Origin of the sequence: Pseudomonas sp. BF-R-19 (assembly GCF_019956445.1) — a bacterium.
Taxonomy (GTDB): domain Bacteria; phylum Pseudomonadota; class Gammaproteobacteria; order Pseudomonadales; family Pseudomonadaceae; genus Aquipseudomonas; species Aquipseudomonas fluorescens_BH.
Genome location: NZ_JAHBDN010000037.1, coordinates 145728 through 165833, shown reverse-complemented (window position 1 = coordinate 165833; position 20106 = coordinate 145728). Strand labels below are relative to the sequence as shown.

The window sequence follows — 20106 nt, the reverse complement described above, 5'->3', positions numbered from 1 at the left end:
AAACTGCTGCTGATCAATAAATCGCCAAATTTTTCAGCCGCCGACGCCCCTGAAAATGCTGAGGGCACGCCCCGCCAACGCCTGCAGCCGATGACCGACCGGTCGTCCTTCGCATAACTTTCATCGGTTAAAGCGAAGCGGGGTTTGCCCGGTGTGTCGCGGCCCCCTAGAATGCCCCGATGCGCGATGATCTCTCCCTTCTGCTGAACTCCCTCAACGATGCCCAACGCCAGGCTGTAGCAGCCTCCGTGGGTCGTCAGTTGGTCCTGGCCGGTGCTGGTTCCGGTAAAACCCGAGTGCTGGTGCACCGTATCGCCTGGCTGATCCAGGTCGAAAACGCCTCGCCCCACTCCATCCTGTCGGTGACCTTCACCAACAAGGCCGCTGCCGAGATGCGCCAGCGCATCGAGCAGCTGATGGGTATCAACCCGGCCGGCATGTGGGTCGGCACCTTCCACGGCCTGGCGCACCGCCTTCTGCGGGCGCACTGGCAGGAAGCGGGTTTAAGCCAGACCTTCCAGATTCTCGACAGCGATGACCAGCAGCGGTTGGTCAAGCGGGTGATCCGCGAGCTCGGCCTGGACGAACAGCGCTGGCCGGCCCGTCAGGCCCAATGGTTCATCAACGGGCAGAAAGACGAAGGCCTGCGCCCGCAACACATCCAAGCCAGTGGCGACCTGTTCCTGGCGACCATGCGCGGCATCTATGAAGCCTACGAGGCTGCCTGCCTGCGTGCGGGCGTCATCGACTTCTCCGAATTGCTGCTGCGCGCCCTCGATCTGTGGCGCGATCACCCAGGCCTGCTCGCTCACTATCAAAAGCGCTTCCGGCACATTCTGGTGGACGAGTTCCAGGACACCAACGCCGTGCAATACGCCTGGTTGCGCCTGCTGGCCAAGGGTGGCGACAGCCTGATGGTCGTAGGCGACGATGACCAGTCGATCTACGGCTGGCGCGGCGCGAAAATCGAGAACATCTACCAGTATTCCGAAGACTTCCCGGACGCCGAAACCATTCGTCTGGAGCAGAACTATCGCTCCACCGCCGGCATCCTGAAGGCTGCCAACGCCTTGATCGCCAACAACACCGGGCGCCTGGGCAAAGAGCTGTGGACAGACGGCGGCGACGGCGAAGCGATCAACCTGTACGCCGCCTTCAACGAGCACGACGAAGCACGTTACGTTGTCGAAACCATCGAAAGCGCGCTGAAAACCGGCTTGTCTCGCAGCGATATCGCGATTCTGTACCGTTCCAACGCCCAATCGCGGGTTCTGGAAGAAGCCTTGCTGCGCGAGCGCATTCCCTACCGTATCTATGGCGGACAGCGCTTCTTCGAACGCGCCGAAATCAAGAACGCCATGGCCTACATGCGCTTGCTCGAAGGCCGCGGTAACGATGCCGCGCTGGAACGGGTCATCAATGTGCCGGCCCGTGGCATCGGCGAGAAAACCGTCGAAGCGATCCGCGACCATGCGCGCCACAGCGATGTGTCGATGTGGGAAGCGATGCGCCAACTGGTGGCCAACAAAGGCCTGACCGGTCGTGCGGCCGGTGCCCTTGGCGCGTTTATCGAGCTGATCGAGAACCTCGCCGCCAAGTGCATGGAAATGCCACTGCACCTGATGACCCAGACCGTCATCGAGCAGTCGGGGCTGATCGCCTATCACGAAGCGGAAAAAGGCGAGAAAGGCCAGGCCCGGGTAGAAAACCTTGAGGAACTGGTCAGCGCCGCGCGCAACTTCGAAAACAGCGAAGAAGACGAAGACCTGACGCCATTGGCAGCGTTTCTCGGTCACGCATCGCTGGAAGCCGGCGATACTCAGGCCGACGAGCACGAAGACAGCATTCAACTGATGACCCTGCACAGCGCCAAAGGCCTGGAATTCCCTTACGTGTTCCTGGTGGGCATGGAAGAAGGCCTGTTCCCGCACAAGATGAGCCTGGAAGAACCCGGCCGCCTTGAGGAAGAACGTCGCCTGGCCTACGTCGGCATCACCCGGGCCATGCAGAACCTGGTGATGACCTTTGCCGAAACCCGACGCCTTTATGGCAGCGAGACCTACAACAAGGTGTCACGCTTCGTACGCGAGGTTCCGAAAGGCCTGATTCAGGAGGTGCGGCTGTCCAACAGCGTCAGCCGTCCGTTCGGTGGCAACCAGTCGATGAGTGGCAGCAACCTGTTCAGCGGCAGCGAGATTCCGCAGACCGGCTTCAGCCTCGGCCAGACCGTGCGCCACTCTGTGTTTGGCGATGGCGTGATCCTCAACTTCGAAGGCGCCGGGGCCCAGGCCCGGGTGCAGGTGAACTTCAGCGAAGGCAGCAAATGGCTGATGTTGGGTTACGCCAAACTGGAAGCGATCTGAACACCAGACACAGGACCTTTGTGGGAGCGGGCTTGCTCGCGAAGAACGATGACGCGGTATTACTGCATTACCGCGGTGCGCCCATTCGCGAGCAAGCCCGCTCCCACAGGGTTCCGTGTGGACTTACAGATATTGATCTGAATAAGATGCAAAAAGCATGGTCTCAGGCTTTTTTTCCTCCTGGACATTCTGAGCCCTGCTATCGGCGGCATTCGCGGCAATATCCGCCACTTTCGCGAAAGTTGGCATCGAAAACGTCAATTCCGACTTCGCCACCCTGCTACGTACGATAGTGGTACTGGTCAGTCTGGCCTTGATTTTGTACGCCACGGGCCAATATCAGTCATTGGGATCGATCTCTGCGAAGAGCTACCTGTTCCTGCTGTTGTCGGGCCTTGCCACAGGTGCATCGTGGATCTGCTATTTCCACGCACTCAAGGTCGGTCCGGCGTCACTGGTTGCCCTGCGACGCTAGGCAAGCGTCCTACAAGCCCTGTCCACTCATCTGACAGATCAAAGTCAAAAGGCCTTCTTGCACTGACTGGAGCTGCACACGACCTGTCAGGCAAAAGCCCGAAACACTCTGCCGCTAGCCAGTAACACTTCACCTGTGCAACATGGCGCGCGTGCCTTCCACAAATGGGAATTCCCTTTATGAAACGTTTTCTTAGCATCGCCATGGCGTTGTGCATCGGCCTGACGATGAGTCTCGACGTCAATGCCGCCAAGCGCTTCGGTGGTGGCAAAAGCGCAGGCGCTGCGCCGACTCACCAGACCAGCCAGATGGCTCCTTCTTCTCCAGGCATGGGCGGCGCTGCGGCGACCGCGGGTGCTGCCGGTGCCGCTGGCGCCGCTGCCAAGGCCGGTGGCGCTTCGCGCTGGCTCGGCCCACTGGCCGGTATCGCGGCCGGTGGCCTGCTGGCATCCATGTTCATGGGTGACGGCTTCCAGGGCATGCAGATCCTCGACATCCTGATCATGGCCGTCATTGCGTTCCTGGTCTTCCGCTTTATCGCCGCCCGTCGTCGCAAGCAGCAGGAGCAATACGCTCCGGCCGGCCACGCGCCGATGCAACGTGAGGCGTTCGAACAAAAGCCGGCCGGCGGTTCGATCTTCGGTGGTTCGGCAGCGCCTGTTGCCGCTCGCCCAGTGATCAATGCGCCAGCCTGGTTCAACGAAAGAAACTTCGTCGAAGCGGCGCGTAATCACTTCCAGTCCCTGCAACAGCACTGGGACGCCAACGAAATGGACAAGATCACCGAGTTCGTGACCCCGCAAATGCTGGAGTTCCTCAAGCGTGAGCGTGCTGACCTGGGTGACGGTTTCCAGTCCACCTACATCGATAACCTCAATGTACAGCTGGACGGTGTAGACGATCGCGCTGACAAGACCATTGCCACCCTGACTTTCACTGGCGTGTCGAAAACCTCGCGTTTCGACCAGGGCGAAGTCTTCAGCGAAAGCTGGAACATGGAACGTGCACAGGGCGAGAATCAGCCTTGGCTGGTAGCTGGTATCCGCCAGAACGGCTGATCACCCTCCACGTTTCACTTGCTGCAAACAAAACCCCGGCCTCGGCCGGGGTTTTCTATTTCGCGGTTGCATCTATAGCAAGCTACTGTATAAACCGCCCCATATAAACCGCGCCATACAAGCAAGAGGATCCCGGACGTGGAAGAAATCATCGAACAACTGCGTGAAGCCAACGAACCGGTACCGGTCCCCTTGGAGTTGCCCGACGAAGACCTGCTGGTCGAAATCGAAGAACAACTGTTCATCGACATACCCTTCGTCTTCAGAGAGTTTCTGCTGACCGTCAGTGACGTGGTCTACGGCAGCCTGGAACCGGTCACCGTGACCGACCCGCAATCCCACACCTACCTGCCCGACGTTGCCGCCAACGCCTGGGACGCCGGCGTCGATCGCAGCCTGATCCCGATCTGTCAGGACGGTGACGATTACTACTGCGTCGAAGAAGACGGCACCGTAGTGCTTTGGCAGGCCGAAGAAGAGCTGATCGCCGAAGAGACCTGGGAGTCGGTTTGGCACTGGGCACGGGACGTCTGGCTGGAAAGCTGATCAAGTCAACGCCGCTGGTTGGTCAATGCCCGGACGACTCCTTGTGATTGTCGAGGGTTTCCAGCAACGCCACCTGCATCCGCGTATGCACACGAATGAACCAGCGCCATAGCAACGCCGCCACGGCGGCCGCGACCACGGCGATCAGTACCAGCAACTTGTTGGTCGGCAGAATACTGGCCGACAAGGCTGCCAACAGCAAAAAGATCACCAGCAGCGACAGGATCGGGATCACTTCGGCGATCACCCGGCGCACTCGCTGCGTGTGGCGCCCGGCCATCTCCGGCTTCACACCCATTTCCGCCAGCAACATCGACAGCGCCTTTAGCTTGCGGTACGCCGCAATCAAAAAAGGCAGCGATAACAGCAGCGCCCCACCCCAGATCAACGCCTTTTGCCAACTCGGATCGCTGATCCAGTGTTGCAGGTAAGCCGACATGCGTTCGGCGAAGTACGCGCCCGAGAAGAAGATCGCGATCACCAGCGCCAGATTGACCCCCACCTGCAGCAAGATCCTGCGAATCATGGATGCCAGTAACGCGCCCTCGCCCTGAGGCTGGATGCTGCGCAACCATTCGCCGTACATCCCCAGCACCCGCCCCAGGCGTTCTGGCATGGCGCCGGCGAGCTTGATCGACAATGGATCAGCCGCGCGAATCAGATAAGGCGTCAGCAAGGTCGTGATCACCGAAACCGCCACAGCCACGGGGTATAAAAAGTTACTGGTGACCTGCAAGGTCATGCCCAGTGCCGCGATGATGAAAGAGAATTCGCCAATCTGTGAAAGACCCATCCCGACCCGCAGCGAGGTGCGTCCGTCATTGCCGGCGATAAATGCACCAAGGCCGCAGGACAACATCTTGCCGAACACCACGGCTACGGTGATTACGGCAATTGGCCAGGCGTACTGAAGCAGGATCGCCGGATCGAGCATCAACCCGATGGCCACAAAGAAAATCGCACTGAAAAGATCGCGAACCGGTTCAATCAAACGCTCGATTTTCAGCAGTTGCCGGGATTCAGCCATGATCGCGCCGATCAGGAATGCCCCGAGGACCATGCTGTATTCAAGCTTGACCACCAGCAGGCAGAAGCCAAAACACAGGCCCAGCACCGTGATCAGCAGCATTTCGTTGCTTTCGAACCTGGCGACGTAGGCCAGCAGCCGCGGCACCATCAGGATGCCAATGACCAACGCGACGATCATGAACAGCGACAGTTTGCCGACCGTGGAAAACACTTCCCCGGAGCTGACCGTACCGCTGACCGCGATGCTGGACAGTAGCGCGATGATGCCGATGCCCAGAATGTCCTCGACGATCAGCACTCCGAATATCAACTGGGCAAATCGCTCGTTCTTCAGCTTCAGATCATTGAGCGCCTTGACGATGATGGTGGTCGAGGAAATCGCCAGGATCGCGCCGAGGAACAGTGAATCCATGGTGTTCCAGTCGAACCAGCGGCCAATCTCGTAGCCGATCCAGATCATCAGCACGATTTCCAGGAATGCCGCGATGAATGCCGTGGCACCGACCTTGAACAACTTGCGCAGGCTGAACTCCAGGCCCAGGCAGAACATCAGGAATATCACCCCGAGTTCGGCCAGGGTCTTGATGGTCTCTTCGTCGTGGATCAGGCCGAATGGCGGGGTGTGAGGGCCGATGATGAAGCCGGCGACGATGTATCCCAGCACCACCGGTTGTTTCAGGCGATGGAAGACTACGGTGACCACACCTGCGATCAACATGATCACTGCCAGATCCTGAATGAAACTGATGGCATGCATGGCGTGAGACTCCCTGAGTGGCATTGCTCGATCCCCGGACGCAGGAAAAGTCTGATCGAGCAGAACAAAAATCGGAATTGCACGTAGGAAATGCCCTTGAGGCAGGGCTTTTTGCAGGGTAACACCGCGACTTCTGGCAGAAAGGCGGTGCAATATATGGAAACAGATCGATCCGGCGTGACGGCGACCCTGCACCCGGCGTCCCGATAACTGTTGGTTTGAAAAAACCGCCGAGGCACCCGCAGAGGTGCATCCCTCAACCCTGGCCTTGACCCGTGAGAATGCTATGGAACCCGGAAACGCCCAGCTGTCGATGACGGTATTGATGACCCCCGACATGGCCAACTTCTCTGGCAATGTCCACGGCGGCACCCTGCTCAAATACCTCGACGAAGTGGCCTACGCCTGCGCCAGCCGTTATGCCGGCCGCTATGTGGTGACCCTGTCGGTGGACCAGGTCATTTTCCGTGAGCCGATCCATGTCGGCGAATTGGTGACCTTTCTCGCCTCGGTCAACTACACCGGCAATACCTCCATGGAGGTGGGCATCAAAGTGGTGACCGAGAACATCCGCGAACGCTCGGTGCGCCACACCAACAGCTGCTTCTTTACCATGGTCGCGGTGGATGACCAGCGTAAACCTGCCTCCGTACCACCGTTGCAACCGCAGAATAGCGAAGACAAGCGTCGTTACATGCAGGCGCAGCAGCGCCGACAGATTCGTCAGGAGTCGGAAAAGCGCTATCAGGAGATCAAGGGCGACGTCTGAGTTGTTCAGGCAGGTTGATGGTGTTCTCTAGATAGCCTTCGCGAGCAAGCCCGCTCCCACACTGGATCTATGCAACAACGAAGATCAAATGTGGGAGCGGGCTTGCTCGCGAATAGGTTCAACGCTCAATCAGAGGCTGATCGAGGTCGCCTCGAACCGCACCCGCGGATGGGCAATCCGGTCCTGAGCCCGTACCAGTTCCAACTCGTAGCTGGCACAGGCCTGGGTTTCCAGCAGCACTTCATGCACCGCCGACGCCGTGAACTCGAACGCGGCCACCAGGCTGTCGCCCAACAGCACACGCGCCAGGAACAGGCCGGACGTCAGATCGCCCACGCCTACCGGCTGACGCGGGAACGCCAGCAACGGGCGCTGCAAATGCCAGCTGCCCTCGGCCGTCACCAGCAGCATCTCGAAGACCTCTGCCGACTTGCCTGGGTAGTCCAGATGCTTGACCAGCACTGCTTTCGGGCCGCGCACCAACAATGCACGCGCCATTGCCAGGCAATCGAACAGCGATTGCGGCTTGCGCCCGGAGAAGCTGTCCAGCTCCAGCTGGTTCGGGCACATGAAGTCCGCCACGGCGGCGGCCTCTTCCAGCAGAAAATCACTGACCTCCGCCGGAACACTGCAGCCCTTCTCGGGATGCCCCATGACCGGGTCACACAGGTACAGCGCCTTGGGATTCATCGATTTGATCCGCGCCACACCCGTCAGGATCGCCCGGCCCTGGGCCGCACTGCCAAGGTAACCGGAGAGCACCGCATCGCAGTTGCCCAGCTCGCCAATCGCCGCGATGCCTTCGACCAGGTCAGGTATCTGGTGCGGCGCCAGCACTTCACCGGCCCACTGACCGTACTGGGTGTGATTGGAGAACTGCACGGTGTTGAGCGGCCAGACATTCACCCCGACCCGTTGCATCGGGAAAACCGCGGCACTGTTGCCGGCGTGACCGAATACCACGTGGGACTGGATAGCGAGCAAATGCGGAGTACGTTTCATGCGGTGGATTTCCGTAAAACGATTGAAATTCTAGCCGCGCAGTATGCGACTAAACGCAGCCTGTACGACAGACCAGCGACGCAGTTAAGCTGACACTATCTTGTTGGAGCACCCTGTTGATGCTGACCCTTGGAAATATATTCGTGCTGATGCTGTTCGCCACTGCCGGCGCATCGCTATGGCACAACCACGGCTTGCGCGAGCGCGCGCTGGAGCGGGTCAAGCAGCATTGCGGCAAGCTCGGGATCGAATTGCTCGACGGCAACGTGGCCTTGAAAAGAATCGCGTTCATCAAGGATGCCAATGGTCGGCGACGCCTGGCCCGTGTGTATAACTTCGAATTCACCGTGACCGGTGAATCCCGCCACAACGGCACCATCACTCAGTTCGGTGCTCACAGCGCACAGATTGAACTGGCGCCCTACCCGGTCCCGTTCGACGAAACCGAACCAGTGGTCGACGTGGCAAAACCTCGTGCGGAAGTGATCGAGCTGAGCCAGTGGCGTCAGGACCATACCAAGTGGCGACCTTGAGTCATTAACCCGATCCGGATCGGCACGCTGCCAGCTCACGCTGCAATCGTTCTGCATTCTGCGCCTCACTGAAAATCAGCTCGATACGCGAATCCTGCCGCCATTCACTGGGCTGCCAGTCCAGCACCGAGTTATCCACCGCGTTCGCCGAGAGCCACCCGTGGGCGCAGTGGATAACCAGCTTCGCCCGCCTCCAGCCAAGGCTTCCAAGCCACCGGCCAACCAGCGCGGCATCAAACACCTGGCTTGGGTGCCAACGCCATCCGATGCTCCAGCCTCCGTCTTGTTCCTGACTCAAGCAAATGGGCAACGCGGGATCGCTCCAGACCGCCGGCAGCTGCGCCAATCCCTTGGGCAAGACGAAGTTATCCACACCTGCCCGCGCTTTGGCATTCAGCCCCGGCAACTCGCTCAAGGGTAAAGTCGACTGTTGCGTCCAACACAGGGGGAGCGGCGGCAATTGTCCGGCGATTCGCTGGCGGCTTTCTTCTTCGAGACCTTCAGACTTGTTCAACAGCAGTAGTCCCGCATGGCCCAGCGCTTGCTGTTGAACATCCGGCAGCGGTTTGCCAGCGGCGAGCGCCTGGGCATCCAACACCAGCACACAAGGCTGGACAGCCAACACGCCTTGCCACGGCGCTTCGCTCAATTGCCTGAGCAACTGCGCCGGATGCCCCAGCCCCGAGGGCTCGATGAACAGCCGATCCGGTTGTGCCTTGCGCAACAAGCGCCCAAGACCAATCTGAAACGGCGCACCGTTGACGCAACACAAGCAGCCCCCGGCCACTTCCCCCAGTGCGATACCATCGGCGTCCTGGGTCAGCAGTGCAGCGTCGAGACCGATCTGGCCAAACTCGTTGATCAACACCGCCCACCGCTCGCCAGCCGGGCGCTGGGCCAGCAGGTGCTTGATCAGGCTGGTCTTGCCGGCGCCCAACGGGCCGGCAATGACATGAGTGGGGATATTCTGCAGCATGGTTGATGATTTCTGAGGAGGTGGTGGATGCGGTTGATCGGCTTGTCGTTGTTCCTGGCACTCGTTTCAGGCGAGGCGCTGGCCCAGGCGTGTGTGGTTCACAGCCAGGGCGAGCGGCTTGATGTCCAGGTTTGCCAGCAGAACCGCAACATCCCGCCAAAACTCTTCGCCGATGGTTTCTGCCAACCGAACCTGGCGGGGCAGAAAGTCGATGTGCAGTATGTCGATCAATGCCCCGGCGGCGCATTTGGTATCTGCAGCAACGCCCAAGTCGCCAATATGCCCTACCGACAGGATATTCACTATTACGGCGTTGCCACCGACGCGGCGTATTTGCAGCCGTACTGCGAGGCCCAGAGCCAGGGCACCTGGCTCAAGCCTTGAAGCGCCAGTAGTGGATCAGGCGGCCTCTTCATACCAAGGGCCGAATGGATCAGGCAGCAAACGCCAGCCCTCTACGCCCAGCACCATTTCCTCATCGGTCAGCAGGCATGCGTCCAGTTCGGCCGTGAGTTGCGTGAAGTCGATATTCTGGCCGATGAACACCAGTTCCTGGCGGCAGTCCCCGCTGTCCGCAGTCCAGTTTTTCATGATCCCGGCGGTACTTTCTTCGTCCTGCGGCCACTGGCTTTTCGGTACGTAACGCCACCAGCGCCCGGCAAAGCCATAGCGCATCAAACCACCGGCCTGAGACCAGCTGCCAGCGTCCTTGTGCTTGCTCGCCAGCCAGAAAAAGCCCTTGGAGCGCAGCAGCTTGCCGTTGTCCCAAGGACCGTCGATGAAGTTGAAGAAACGCTGTGGATGGAACGGCCGGCGAGCCCGGTAAGCACTGGAAGCGATCCCGTATTCCTCGGTTTCCGGCACATGTTCACCGCGCAGCTCCTGCAACCATCCCGGTGCCTGGGCAGCTTTTTCGAAGTCAAAACGACCGGTGTTGAGAATCTTGTTCAAGGGAATTTCGCCCATCGCCATCGGAATGATTTCCGCCCGAGCGTTGAGCCGCTCAAGTATGGCGATCAGTTCCTCGCTCTGGTGGCTGCTGATCAAGTCGATCTTGCTGAGCAAAATCACATCGGCGAACTCGACCTGCTCAATCAACAGGTCGGTAATCGAACGTTCGTCTTCCTCCCCTAGGGTTTCACCTCGGGAAGCCAGGCTTTCGGCAGCCTGGTAATCGAGCAGGAAGTTCATGCCATCGACCACCGTGACCATGGTGTCGAGACGTGCGATGTCGTTGAGGCTCTGGCCGTTTTCATCGCGGAAGGTGAAGGTTTCCGCCACCGGCAGCGGTTCGGAAATACCGGTGGACTCGATCAACAGATAGTCGAAGCGACCCTCACTGGCGAGCTGACTCACCTCCTCCAGCAAGTCTTCGCGTAACGTACAGCAAATACACCCGTTACTCATCTCAACCAACCGTTCTTCAGCGCGATTTAGGCTGACATCGCGCTGGACTTCGGTGCCATCGACGTTGATTTCGCTCATATCGTTGACGATGACTGCAACTCGCAATCCATCACGATTACGTAGTATGTAATTAAGAAGTGTACTCTTTCCGGCGCCTAGAAAGCCGGAGAGAACGGTCACGGGAAGTCGATTGGACATCTGCATATTCCTCACAGGGATGCCCGGTCACTGTGTCGGGCTTACACAATGCTATACTGTAACAATACAAATAAACCATCCCCTCTTGCCCGGCAGTGCAAAGGACAGGATGCTGAACGCCGCTCCCCTCGCGAGAAAGCCCATGCGCAACGCCCTTAAACCTGCATTGATCATGCTTTCCCTGCTGGTGGCTGCAGACGCGACGGCCCAATTCCCGAGCCTGGCCAAGTGCACCCGCAGCGCCAACCTGCTGGCCTGCGTGGATGCGGATGGCAACGCCTACAGCGTCAACACCGCCGGCAGCACCCTCTATCTGCGGGGTTTCGAAATGGCCGGCAAACGCTATTGGGCGCAGACCAACAGCCGCTACGGCCAGCTGACGTTTTTCACCGGTATCGCTTCCGATGGCGAGGCCTGGGTTGGCTACAACCGGCGCGTCGGCTGGACCACGATCAACCGGTTTTCCAGCTCTGGCGGCAGCAGCGCCAGGTTCACCTGCAGCCGGATCGCTGGCTGTTAGGCCTCTTTGTTTTTCTGTTGATGGCGTGAAATCAGGCTGAGCATGTGGCGGTTGCGCATGATGAAAGTCCGTTCATGAAAAAGGCATCGTCGATTGTATTGTTATACTATAACATGTCAAATCAACTCCCACGATGGACCTGCTCATGAATGCGCTGACTCTGCCGGATATCGCCGCGCAGGCCTCACGCCAAGCCCTGCCACTGGAGTGGGTGGGCATGTGCGGCATTGCTCTTCCCGTTTTGTTCGATGGCCAAAGACTGAATGCAAAGGCCGATGCCGGCGTAAGCCTCGACGATGGCAACGCGCGTGGCATTCACATGTCACGGCTTTATCTGGCGCTTGAATTGTTGGAGCAGGAAAGCCTTTCACCGGCTTTATTGCGGCGGGTTTTGCAGCGTTTTCTTGAGAGCCATGAGGGGCTATCCAGCAGCGCACACTTAACCATTCATGCCGATTTGTTGCTGAAAAGGCCGGCGCTGATCAGTCCACTGGCTGGCTGGAAAAGCTATCCGGTCAGCATCGAAGCGCGTTTGAAAAACGCGATGTTCCACGTGGAACTAAAAATCGATGTGTCTTATTCCTCAACTTGCCCGTGTTCTGCGGCCCTTTCTCGACAGTTGATTCAGCAAAAATTCGTCGATGATTTCGCCAACAAGCCACTGCAACACGCCGACGTTTTAGCCTGGCTCGGCTCCACGAACGGCATCGTCGCCACACCTCACAGCCAACGCAGCAGCGCAAAGTTGTGCGTTCGGTTGGCCGATTTTCTGGACGAGTTGCCTCTGATCGCCGTCATCAATGACGCCGAAGCCGCACTCGGCACCGCCGTTCAAACAGCGGTAAAACGCGCCGACGAACAGGCCTTCGCCCTGGCCAATGGTCAGAACCTGATGTTCTGCGAGGACGCCGCACGCCGTTTGAGTCTGGCCCTGAAACGCTCCGCGGGCATCAATGCCTTCCACATTCGTGTCATCCACGCCGAAAGCCTGCACGCCCACGACGCCGTAGCCGAAAGCCGTTTCAACTGGGGGGCCGTATGATTGCTTGCCACGCTTTGCGCTGGGGCGCACCGGGGCAGCCACTCACACCCGCGCTGGACTTCGAACTGTCGCAGGGCAGCCTGACCGCCATCATCGGTGCGAACGGCTCCGGGAAAAGCAGCCTGTTGAAGGTCATCGCCGGCCTGCAAAAACCGTTGGCCGGAAAGGTGCGACTGAGTGTTCCACTTAAAGGCGGTGTGTCGTTCCTGCCTCAGCAACAACACCTGGACAGGCAATTTCCGATCAGCCTTCAGGCATTGGTCGCCGCCGGTTTCTGGGGTAGCAAACAGTCACCGGAGATCCGTAGCCAACGACTGAAAACCGTCCTCGAAAACTGGTGCCTGAACGGCCTGGAAGAACGACCCTTGATGGCCCTCTCCGGCGGTGAATTGCAACGCGCCCTGCTCGCCCGGTTGAGCCTGACCGATGCACCCTTGCTGTTGCTTGATGAACCCCACGCGGCCCTCGATGAACTCGGCCAGGCATTGCTCTGGAAGCACATACACGAATGGCACCTCGAAGGCCGGACACTGGTGGTCGTGTGCCATGACCTCGCCGCTGTCCGCGAGCACATCCCACACACCTTGCTGATCAAAGGCAACGGTTGCGTATACGGTCCGAGCACCGAACTGATCAGCCAACCACCACAAACGCAGGTGGCCTGATGATCGCTGCCGCGCATCTTTGGCAACCGTTCCACGAGTTCGTGTTCATGCGTCGGGCGCTGCTGGGCGGTTTGCTCCTGGCGTGCAGTACGGCGCCTCTTGGAGTGTTTCTGATCCTCAGGCGCATGAGCCTGATCGGCGATGCGGTCGCCCACGGCATCCTTCCCGGTGCGGCCCTGGGCTTCTGGTTTGCCGGCTTGAGCCTCCCGGCGTTGACCATCGGCGGTCTCGGCGCCGGCCTGAGCATGGCCGGCCTTGCAGCCTGGATTACTCGGCGCACCGGCCTGCGAGAGGACGCCAGCCTCGCGGCGATCTACCCGATTTCCCTGGCCGGTGGCGTACTGATTCTCGGCATCGCCGGCAAACGCCTGGACCTGTTGCACCTGTTATTTGGCTCGGCGCTGGCGGTCGACGGCCCGACCTTGACCGGCATGCTTTGGGTGTCGGGCCTGAGCCTGATGGCCATGGCATTGATCTACAAACCACTACTGCTCGACACCCTCGACCCGCTTTTTCTGCAAACGGTCAGCCGACTCGGCCCCTTGGCCCACGGCGTATTCCTGACGCTGGTGGTGTTGAATCTGGTCATCGGTTTCCAGGCGATCGGCGCGTTGATGGTGGTCGGCCTGATGATGCTGCCTGCCGCTGCGGCGCGTTTCTGGAGTCGTCGCCTGCCGGTGCTGATCGTCGTCGCCGCCTTGCTCGGCAGCCTCTCGGTGTGGCTCGGTTTATTGATCTCGTTCTATTACTCGCTGCCCAGTGGCCCGGCAATCGTGCTGGTGGCCGGCGGTGGGTATCTGTTGTCCGTGGTGTTCGGGCCGGTGCACGGCTTGCTGCGCCGCCCGCCTTTGCTTACATCCCAATGAGGTGTTACCCGATGCGCGCTTTACTCGTGCTGTTCAGCTTGATGGTGTCGATGTCACTGTCTGCCGCCGAAAAACTTCAGGTGGTCACCAGCTTCAGCATCCTTGCTGACATGACCCGGCAGGTCGGCAGGGAGCATATCCAGATCACCAACATGGTCGGCCCGGACGCGGATGCCCACACCTACGAGCCGACACCGGACGACGCCAAAGCGCTGCTCAAGGCCAGGCTCATCATCAAGAACGGCCTGGGTTTCGAGCCCTGGCTGGATCGCCTGGTGACGAGCACAGAGACCCGGGCGCAGGTCATCAGCGCGAGCCACGGCGTCATCCCGCGCAGCCTGGATGAAGACGGCGAAACCGTTCCCGACCCGCATGCCTGGCATAACCTGGCGAACACCGAACTGTACATCGCCAACATCACCAAGGCGCTGATCGCCGCTGACCCGGCGAACACCGCCGACTATGAGCGCAACAGCCAGGTGTACCTGAAGCAGGTCTACGCCCTGCTCACCGAAGCCAAGGCCAAGCTCGGCTCACTGCCACCGGGCAATCGCAAGATCGTGACCTCCCATGACGCCTTCGGTTATCTCGGCCAGGCCTACGGCATCGAGTTCATGGCACCTCAAGGCCTGTCCACCGAGCGCGAACCTTCAGCCGCCGAAGTGGCCGCACTGATCACCCAGATTCGTCAGGCCAAGGTCAAAGCCGTGTTCATGGAAAACATCAAGGACGCCCGCCTGCTCAAGCAGATCGCAGAAGAAAGCGGCGCGCAGATCGGCGGCACGCTGTACTCCGATGCCCTGGCGGCGAACGGTCCGGCCAGCACCTTCACCGGGTTGTTCGAGTACAACCTCAACACCCTGTACAACGCGTTGAGCAAGCCATGATCCGCAAGAACCCTTCCGGAGATTTACCGCTGATTGCCGAGTCGGCCTACGTCGACAAGACAGCAATCATTTGCGGCAAAGTGGTGATCGGCGAGAACGTGTTCGTCGGGCCCTATGCCGTGATCCGCGCTGACGAAGTCGATGACTCAGGCGAGATGCAGCCGATCACCATCGGCGCCAACTCGAACATCCAGGACGGCGTGGTGATCCACTCCAAATCCGGTGCGGCGGTGACCATTGGCGAGTTCAGTTCCATCGCCCACCGCTCGATCGTGCATGGCCCCTGCACCGTGGGCAATCGAGTGTTCATCGGCTTCAACAGCGTGCTGTTCAACTGCGTGGTCGGTGACGGTTGCGTGGTGCGGCACAACTCGGTGGTCGACGGTCGTGACCTGCCTGAAGCCTTCTACGTGCCCTCCACCACGCGGATCGGCGCCAACACCGACCTCTCGCAATACCCGCCGGTGAGCGTCAGTGCCTCGGAGTTTTCCGAAGACGTGGCGCGCACCAACGTCGACCTGGTGCGCGGCTACAAAGCCCTGCAAAACGAGTTCTGAAGCGGGTGGCCAAAAACAGCCATCGTGTCAGGACAAATTGCCTGCCACGACAAACGTCTTAATGTTTGCCCCTATGGTTTATGCGATAACGCTCGTTAGAAGCACGTGAGTACGCCGACCATGATCCAGATCACCCTGCCCGATGGTTCATTGCGTGAATACGATCAGCCACTGTCCGTGCACGAGGTGGCCGCCAGTATCGGCGCCGAACTGGCCAGCGCGGCCGTGGCGGGAAGGGTCGACGGTGTACTGGTGGACTGCGAATACCTGATCGAGGCGAATGCCCGGGTCAGCATTGTCACCCCCCGGGAGCCGGACGGTCTGGAGATCCTGCGCCGCTCCTGTGCATTGATGCTGGCGATGGCGGTCAAGCAACTCCACCCTCATGCGCAAATGCGTGCGGGAAAGGAATTGGGCGACGGTTTCTTTTACGAGTTTGCAGTCGAGCAACCGCTGACCCCGGCAGACCTGCCCCTCATCGAAGCGCGCATGCAGTCACTGGCAGCGACCAATCACTCGATCCGTCGACGGCCGACGCGCGAAGCAGTGTCGCTGTACCGTCTGGGGGACACCGAGTACCAGAGCCATGGACCGCACGTCCCCACCACCAAAGTCTTGCAGGCGTTTGCCCTGGATCACATCAGCGGCACGTTACAGCAACGGATCTACGGCACCTGCTGGTCCAGCCATCAGGAACTGCAACACTGGCGCGTTCCACCCCATGTGGTCGTCGTGAGCATGGATGACCGCCAGGCGACTTATGCACAAGCGGTGACCGAATCCTTGCGCCAAAAAGGTGTGCGCGCCAGGGCCGACCTGCGTAACGAAAAAGTCCGCTACAAGATTCGCCAGCACAGCCAGACCGTGCCGTACCTGGTGGTGGTTGGCGAAAAAGAACAAGCTGGGGGGTTTGTCAGTGTGCGCAGTCGCACGGGGGAGGATTTTGGCCGGATGGCTGTCGAAGCGGCGTGTGAGTGGTTGAGTCGGCCGGGAATCTAGGGCGGCTGGAAGGACGCCTTCGCGAGCAAGCCCGCTCCCACACTGGATCTGTGGTGTTCACAAAATCAGTGTGGGAGCGGGCTTGCTCGCGAAGGCGATCCGAGGAAGCTTTTAAGCTCTTGGTTTCACAGTACCGCAATCCTGCCCCAGCCAGACGGCGCGGGATTCGAGGCTGCCCTTCTGCTGAAGGCCGGTGGCGTTGAACGTCCCGTTGACCTTGGTGGTGAACTCGCGATCACTGACGAATGTCGCCACGCCGGCACCCTGGGCTCTCGGGCAGCTGAAACGGAATTTCCACTGATTGCCGGAGCGGTCGGTGATTTCCTGTTTGCAGCCCGACTGCGGATCGGTCAGCGGAATGTTGTCGGTCTTGACCTGCTCAGGGGTCAGGCATGCCCGGATCCCTTTGCCACCCATGGTGATGCCCTGCTTTTCCAGCTGGGCGCGCTGCTCAGGGGTCATCTGGCTCTGGATCTGGCCGAGGATCAATTGCAGGTCCGGCATATTCTGCTCGTCGACCTTCATGTTGCTCGTGGTCATCTCCCACAATCCTGGTTGCAGCATTTGCGCGTGAGCCGCCACAGGAAGTGCCAAACCCAGTGCCATGGCCAAACCCAGCAGACGAACGTTCATCGAGTAACTCCTGATCAGTAGTGGCCGTTAGACGTCAGCCGCAGGCTTCGGTTCATGGGCCAATTAATTAGCGACATTCTGCACGGAACATGGTCTGTTAAGCACTGAATCTTCAGGAGCAAGGCAGCCCCCATGGATTATTTCGGACCGCATATTTTCGGTTACACCATCGCCCTGCTGCACTCGCTGGGCATGATCGCGGCCATACACGCCGTGTTGACCGTCCGTACCGCCCAAGGCTCGATCGCCTGGGCCCTGTCGCTGTTTTTCATCCCTTACCTCACGCTGATCCCGTACCTGATGTTCGGCCGCAGCACCTTTGATGGCTACATCAAGGCCCGGCGGCAGGCCAACGAGGAGATGCGCAAGGCCGTTTCCGAACTCAACTGGCGACCCTGGGTAGAAGAAGCCCTCACCGCCCGCGCCTCTTCTGCCTACGCCTCACTCAGAGCGATGCCCAAGCTCGGACACATGCCCTGCCTGGCCAATAACCAGACGCGGCTGTTGATCAACGGCCAGTCGACATTCGACGCCATTTTCGATGCCATCAGCCAGGCGAAAGAAGCCGTGCTGATCCAGTTTTTCATCGTCCACGACGACCGTCTCGGCCAACGCCTGCAGACTTTGCTGTTGAAGAAAGCCGCCGAAGGCGTGGCGATCTACCTGTTGTATGACCGAATCGGCAGCCACTCCCTGTCCCAAGGCTACGTGCAGGCCTTGCGTGATGGCGGCGTCGAGGTCAAGGCTTTTGGCCCCCGTAGTGGCTGGTTCAATCGCTTTCAGGTGAACTTCCGCAACCATCGCAAGATCGTGGTGGTGGACGGCATTCTCGGCTTCGTTGGCGGGCACAACGTCGGTGACGAATACATGGGCGAGAAACCGCCCTTGGCCCCCTGGCGCGATACCCACGTGCAAGTGCGCGGGCCAGTGGTGGCGTGCATGCAGGAGTCTTTCGCTGAAGACTGGTTCTGGGTGGCGCGTGCCCTGCCGCCGCTGATCCTGCCTGAGGTTTATCCGGAAGACGGCGTGCTGTGCCAGTTGCTCGCCAGTGGGCCGGCAGACGCCTGCGAAACCTGTTCTCTGTTCTTTGTCGAGGCGATCCATGCGGCGACGGAACGGATCTGGATCACCAGCCCGTATTTCATCCCCGATGAAGCCGTGTTCGCAGCATTGCGCCTGGCGGCACTGCGCGGTGTGGATGTGCGCCTGCTGTTGCCGTCTCGGCCCGACCACCGAATCGTCTATGCCGCCTCCAGCCTCTACGCCTTCGAAGCCGTGCGCGCCGGTGTGAGGGTGTTCCGTTACGAGCCCGGATTCCTGCACCAGAAAGTGGTGTTGATCGACAGCGAAATCAGCGCCATCGGCAGCGCCAACCTGGACAACCGTTCGTTCCGGTTGAATTTCGAAGTGATGTTGCTGACCGTCGACCGCGCGTTCGCCGCCGAGGTGGAACAGATGCTCAACGATGATTTCGCCAACGCCCACGAAATCGCCAAAGGAGAAGGCCGGGAGACCCACCGCCTGCAGCAGGTCGGCATGCGGGTCGCCCGGCTTATTTCGCCGATTCTCTAGAGGTAGATATCGTCACGGGTCCATGGCAGTTCATGACTGCCATCGGCGTGGGCCTTCACTGCGAGAATCTGGTGCAGGTTGATCCAGCCGCGGGCGAACGCGTAGGCGCAACCGGCCAGGTACAGCCGCCAGATGCGCAGGACTTGTTCCGGTACGAGCTTGGACGCCGCTTCGAGGTTGTCTTCCAGGCGTTCGCTCCAGTGATCGAGCGTACGAGCGTAGTGCAGGCGCAAACTCTCGACGTCGACGATTTCAAGCCCCGCCTCACTGATCTCGGCAGAGATCATCGACAGGTGCGGCAGCTCGCCATTGGGGAACACATATTTCCCGATGAAATCTCCGGCACCACGTCCCACCGGACGGCCATCGGTGTATTTGGCGGTGATCCCGTGGTTCATCACCAGGCCGCCCTCTTTCACCGCGCCGAACAAGGTATTGCAGTATTCGGCCAGGTTGGCGTGGCCGACGTGTTCGAACATGCCGACGCTGACCACTTTGTCGAAACGGCCATCCTGTGGCAGATCGCGATAGTCGAGCAGTTGCAGTTCGACCAGGTCGTCCAGGCCCTCCGCTTTTACGCGTTCCCGGGCCAGGGCCAACTGCTCCTTGCTGAGGGTGATACCGAACACTCTCGCGCCAAATTCCCGCGCCGCAAAACGCGCCAATCCGCCCCACCCGCAACCCACATCCAGCAGATATTCGCCGGGCTGCAGGCGCAGCTTGCGGCACAGATGACGGAACTTGGCTTGCTGGGCCTGCTCGAGGCTTTCGCTGCCGGTCTCGAAATAAGCGCAGGAATACGCCATGTCGCTGTCGAGCCACAGCTGATAGAACGCATTGGAAAGGTCGTAGTGGTAGGAAATCGCCTTGGCGTCCATCTCTTTGTCGTGGGCGCTACGAACCGGCTGATTGTCGTCGTTTTCGTCCAGCAACGCCTGGCTCCATTCATCGCAGACACGGATCACTTCGCTGATGGAGCCTTCGAGTTCCAGTTTGCCTTCGACAAAAGCAGCACCGAGGGCGTCCAGGCTTGGATGGGTAAACTGGGTGACCATTTGTGGGTCCTTGACCACAATAGTGACGCTGGGCGCCGGTCCCAGATTGAGTTCATGGCCATCCCAGAGTCTCAGGCGAAGCGGTAATTGCAGATTCTGTAAGGCCGGTGGAAGATGCGCGAGCATGGAGAATCTCCCTTGTTTCAGACGTCTAAACAGAGGGTAGACCATCTTTGAAAAATAGCTGGCTATCGAAT

At 59.7% G+C, this 20106-nt stretch carries 20 protein-coding genes and 1 pseudogene; 15 read left to right on the top strand and 6 right to left on the bottom strand.

Features of this window, described 5'->3' with window-relative positions:
• Positions 1-179 precede the first annotated feature (179 nt).
• The 4 genes and pseudogenes from uvrD (at position 180) to KGB28_RS06895 (ending at position 4442) form a co-directional block, all read left to right on the top strand.
• On the top strand, positions 180-2363 hold the full coding sequence (gene uvrD, locus KGB28_RS06910) for a DNA helicase II (RefSeq protein ID WP_150724849.1): 2184 nt from the start codon (positions 180-182) through the stop codon (positions 2361-2363).
• 196 nt (positions 2364-2559) lie between these two features.
• Positions 2560-2826, top strand: a pseudogene (locus tag KGB28_RS06905) (EamA family transporter); the annotation flags it as partial.
• A gap of 191 nt (positions 2827-3017) precedes the next feature.
• Positions 3018-3896, top strand: a complete 879-nt coding sequence (locus KGB28_RS06900) for a Tim44 domain-containing protein (RefSeq protein WP_150724848.1) — start codon at positions 3018-3020, stop codon at positions 3894-3896.
• Between the two features lie 138 nt (positions 3897-4034).
• Positions 4035-4442 carry an SMI1/KNR4 family protein gene (locus KGB28_RS06895; RefSeq protein WP_003187120.1) on the top strand — a complete coding sequence of 136 codons (408 nt, stop codon included), beginning with the start codon at positions 4035-4037 and terminating at the stop codon, positions 4440-4442.
• 22 nt (positions 4443-4464) lie between these two features.
• Here KGB28_RS06895 and KGB28_RS06890 read toward each other — a convergent pair whose 3' ends face one another.
• Positions 4465-6228, bottom strand: a complete 1764-nt coding sequence (locus KGB28_RS06890) for a cation:proton antiporter (RefSeq protein ID WP_223443702.1) — start codon at positions 6226-6228, stop codon at positions 4465-4467.
• Positions 6229-6514: 286 nt separating this feature from the next.
• Between KGB28_RS06890 and KGB28_RS06885 the strand changes: the two genes are divergently transcribed.
• Positions 6515-6997: an acyl-CoA thioesterase gene (locus KGB28_RS06885; RefSeq protein ID WP_046038855.1), complete on the top strand. Its 483-nt coding sequence runs from the start codon at positions 6515-6517 to the stop codon at positions 6995-6997.
• Between the two features lie 129 nt (positions 6998-7126).
• Here the strand turns inward: KGB28_RS06885 and pdxY are convergent, their stop codons facing one another.
• Positions 7127-7999 carry a pyridoxal kinase PdxY gene (gene pdxY / locus KGB28_RS06880; RefSeq protein ID WP_046038853.1) on the bottom strand — a complete coding sequence of 291 codons (873 nt, stop codon included), beginning with the start codon at positions 7997-7999 and terminating at the stop codon, positions 7127-7129.
• Positions 8000-8118: 119 nt separating this feature from the next.
• Here pdxY and KGB28_RS06875 point away from each other — a divergent pair, with 119 nt between their 5' ends.
• Entirely contained in the window at positions 8119-8532 is a 414-nt protein-coding gene (locus tag KGB28_RS06875; protein ID WP_223443700.1) for a DUF3301 domain-containing protein, read from the top strand.
• 4 nt (positions 8533-8536) lie between these two features.
• On the opposite strand, the gene KGB28_RS06870 is transcribed toward KGB28_RS06875, so the two are convergent.
• Positions 8537-9508 carry a CobW family GTP-binding protein gene (locus KGB28_RS06870; protein ID WP_223443698.1) on the bottom strand — a complete coding sequence of 324 codons (972 nt, stop codon included), beginning with the start codon at positions 9506-9508 and terminating at the stop codon, positions 8537-8539.
• 27 nt (positions 9509-9535) lie between these two features.
• Between KGB28_RS06870 and KGB28_RS06865 the strand changes: the two genes are divergently transcribed.
• Entirely contained in the window at positions 9536-9892 is a 357-nt protein-coding gene (locus tag KGB28_RS06865) for an NADH:ubiquinone oxidoreductase (RefSeq protein ID WP_223443696.1), read from the top strand.
• Between the two features lie 15 nt (positions 9893-9907).
• On the opposite strand, the gene zigA is transcribed toward KGB28_RS06865, so the two are convergent.
• Positions 9908-11113, bottom strand: coding sequence for a zinc metallochaperone GTPase ZigA (zigA, locus tag KGB28_RS06860; RefSeq protein ID WP_223443694.1), 1206 nt, complete (start codon positions 11111-11113; stop codon positions 9908-9910).
• A gap of 142 nt (positions 11114-11255) precedes the next feature.
• On the opposite strand from zigA, the gene KGB28_RS06855 reads away from it, so the two are divergent.
• The 7 genes from KGB28_RS06855 to KGB28_RS06825 all read left to right on the top strand — a co-directional run bounded on the left by KGB28_RS06855 (position 11256) and on the right by KGB28_RS06825 (position 16649).
• A complete protein-coding gene (locus tag KGB28_RS06855) occupies positions 11256-11633 on the top strand; it encodes a glutamine synthetase (RefSeq protein ID WP_223443692.1) in 378 nt (125 codons plus the stop codon).
• A gap of 145 nt (positions 11634-11778) precedes the next feature.
• Positions 11779-12675, top strand: coding sequence for a GTP cyclohydrolase FolE2 (gene folE2 / locus KGB28_RS06850; protein ID WP_223443690.1), 897 nt, complete (start codon positions 11779-11781; stop codon positions 12673-12675).
• On the top strand, positions 12672-13340 hold the full coding sequence (locus KGB28_RS06845) for a metal ABC transporter ATP-binding protein (protein ID WP_223443687.1): 669 nt from the start codon (positions 12672-12674) through the stop codon (positions 13338-13340). Before folE2 ends, KGB28_RS06845 begins: the two co-directional genes overlap by 4 nt.
• Positions 13340-14206, top strand: a complete 867-nt coding sequence (locus KGB28_RS06840) for a metal ABC transporter permease (protein ID WP_223443685.1) — start codon at positions 13340-13342, stop codon at positions 14204-14206. The genes KGB28_RS06845 and KGB28_RS06840 overlap by 1 nt, the downstream gene beginning before the upstream one ends.
• A gap of 11 nt (positions 14207-14217) precedes the next feature.
• A complete protein-coding gene (locus KGB28_RS06835; RefSeq protein WP_223443683.1) occupies positions 14218-15093 on the top strand; it encodes a metal ABC transporter substrate-binding protein in 876 nt (291 codons plus the stop codon).
• Positions 15090-15650: a carbonate dehydratase gene (locus KGB28_RS06830; protein WP_223443681.1), complete on the top strand. Its 561-nt coding sequence runs from the start codon at positions 15090-15092 to the stop codon at positions 15648-15650. Before KGB28_RS06835 ends, KGB28_RS06830 begins: the two co-directional genes overlap by 4 nt.
• Before the next feature lie 120 nt (positions 15651-15770).
• Positions 15771-16649 carry a His/Gly/Thr/Pro-type tRNA ligase C-terminal domain-containing protein gene (locus KGB28_RS06825; RefSeq protein ID WP_223443679.1) on the top strand — a complete coding sequence of 293 codons (879 nt, stop codon included), beginning with the start codon at positions 15771-15773 and terminating at the stop codon, positions 16647-16649.
• A 111-nt stretch (positions 16650-16760) separates the two neighbouring features.
• On the opposite strand, the gene KGB28_RS06820 is transcribed toward KGB28_RS06825, so the two are convergent.
• Positions 16761-17282: a DUF3617 domain-containing protein gene (locus tag KGB28_RS06820; RefSeq protein ID WP_223443676.1), complete on the bottom strand. Its 522-nt coding sequence runs from the start codon at positions 17280-17282 to the stop codon at positions 16761-16763.
• 132 nt (positions 17283-17414) lie between these two features.
• Between KGB28_RS06820 and cls the strand changes: the two genes are divergently transcribed.
• A complete protein-coding gene (gene cls / locus KGB28_RS06815; protein ID WP_223443674.1) occupies positions 17415-18854 on the top strand; it encodes a cardiolipin synthase in 1440 nt (479 codons plus the stop codon).
• On the opposite strand, the gene cfaB is transcribed toward cls, so the two are convergent.
• A complete protein-coding gene (gene cfaB, locus KGB28_RS06810) occupies positions 18851-20035 on the bottom strand; it encodes a C17 cyclopropane fatty acid synthase CfaB (RefSeq protein WP_223443671.1) in 1185 nt (394 codons plus the stop codon). The genes cls and cfaB overlap by 4 nt on opposite strands.
• Positions 20036-20106 lie beyond the last annotated feature (71 nt).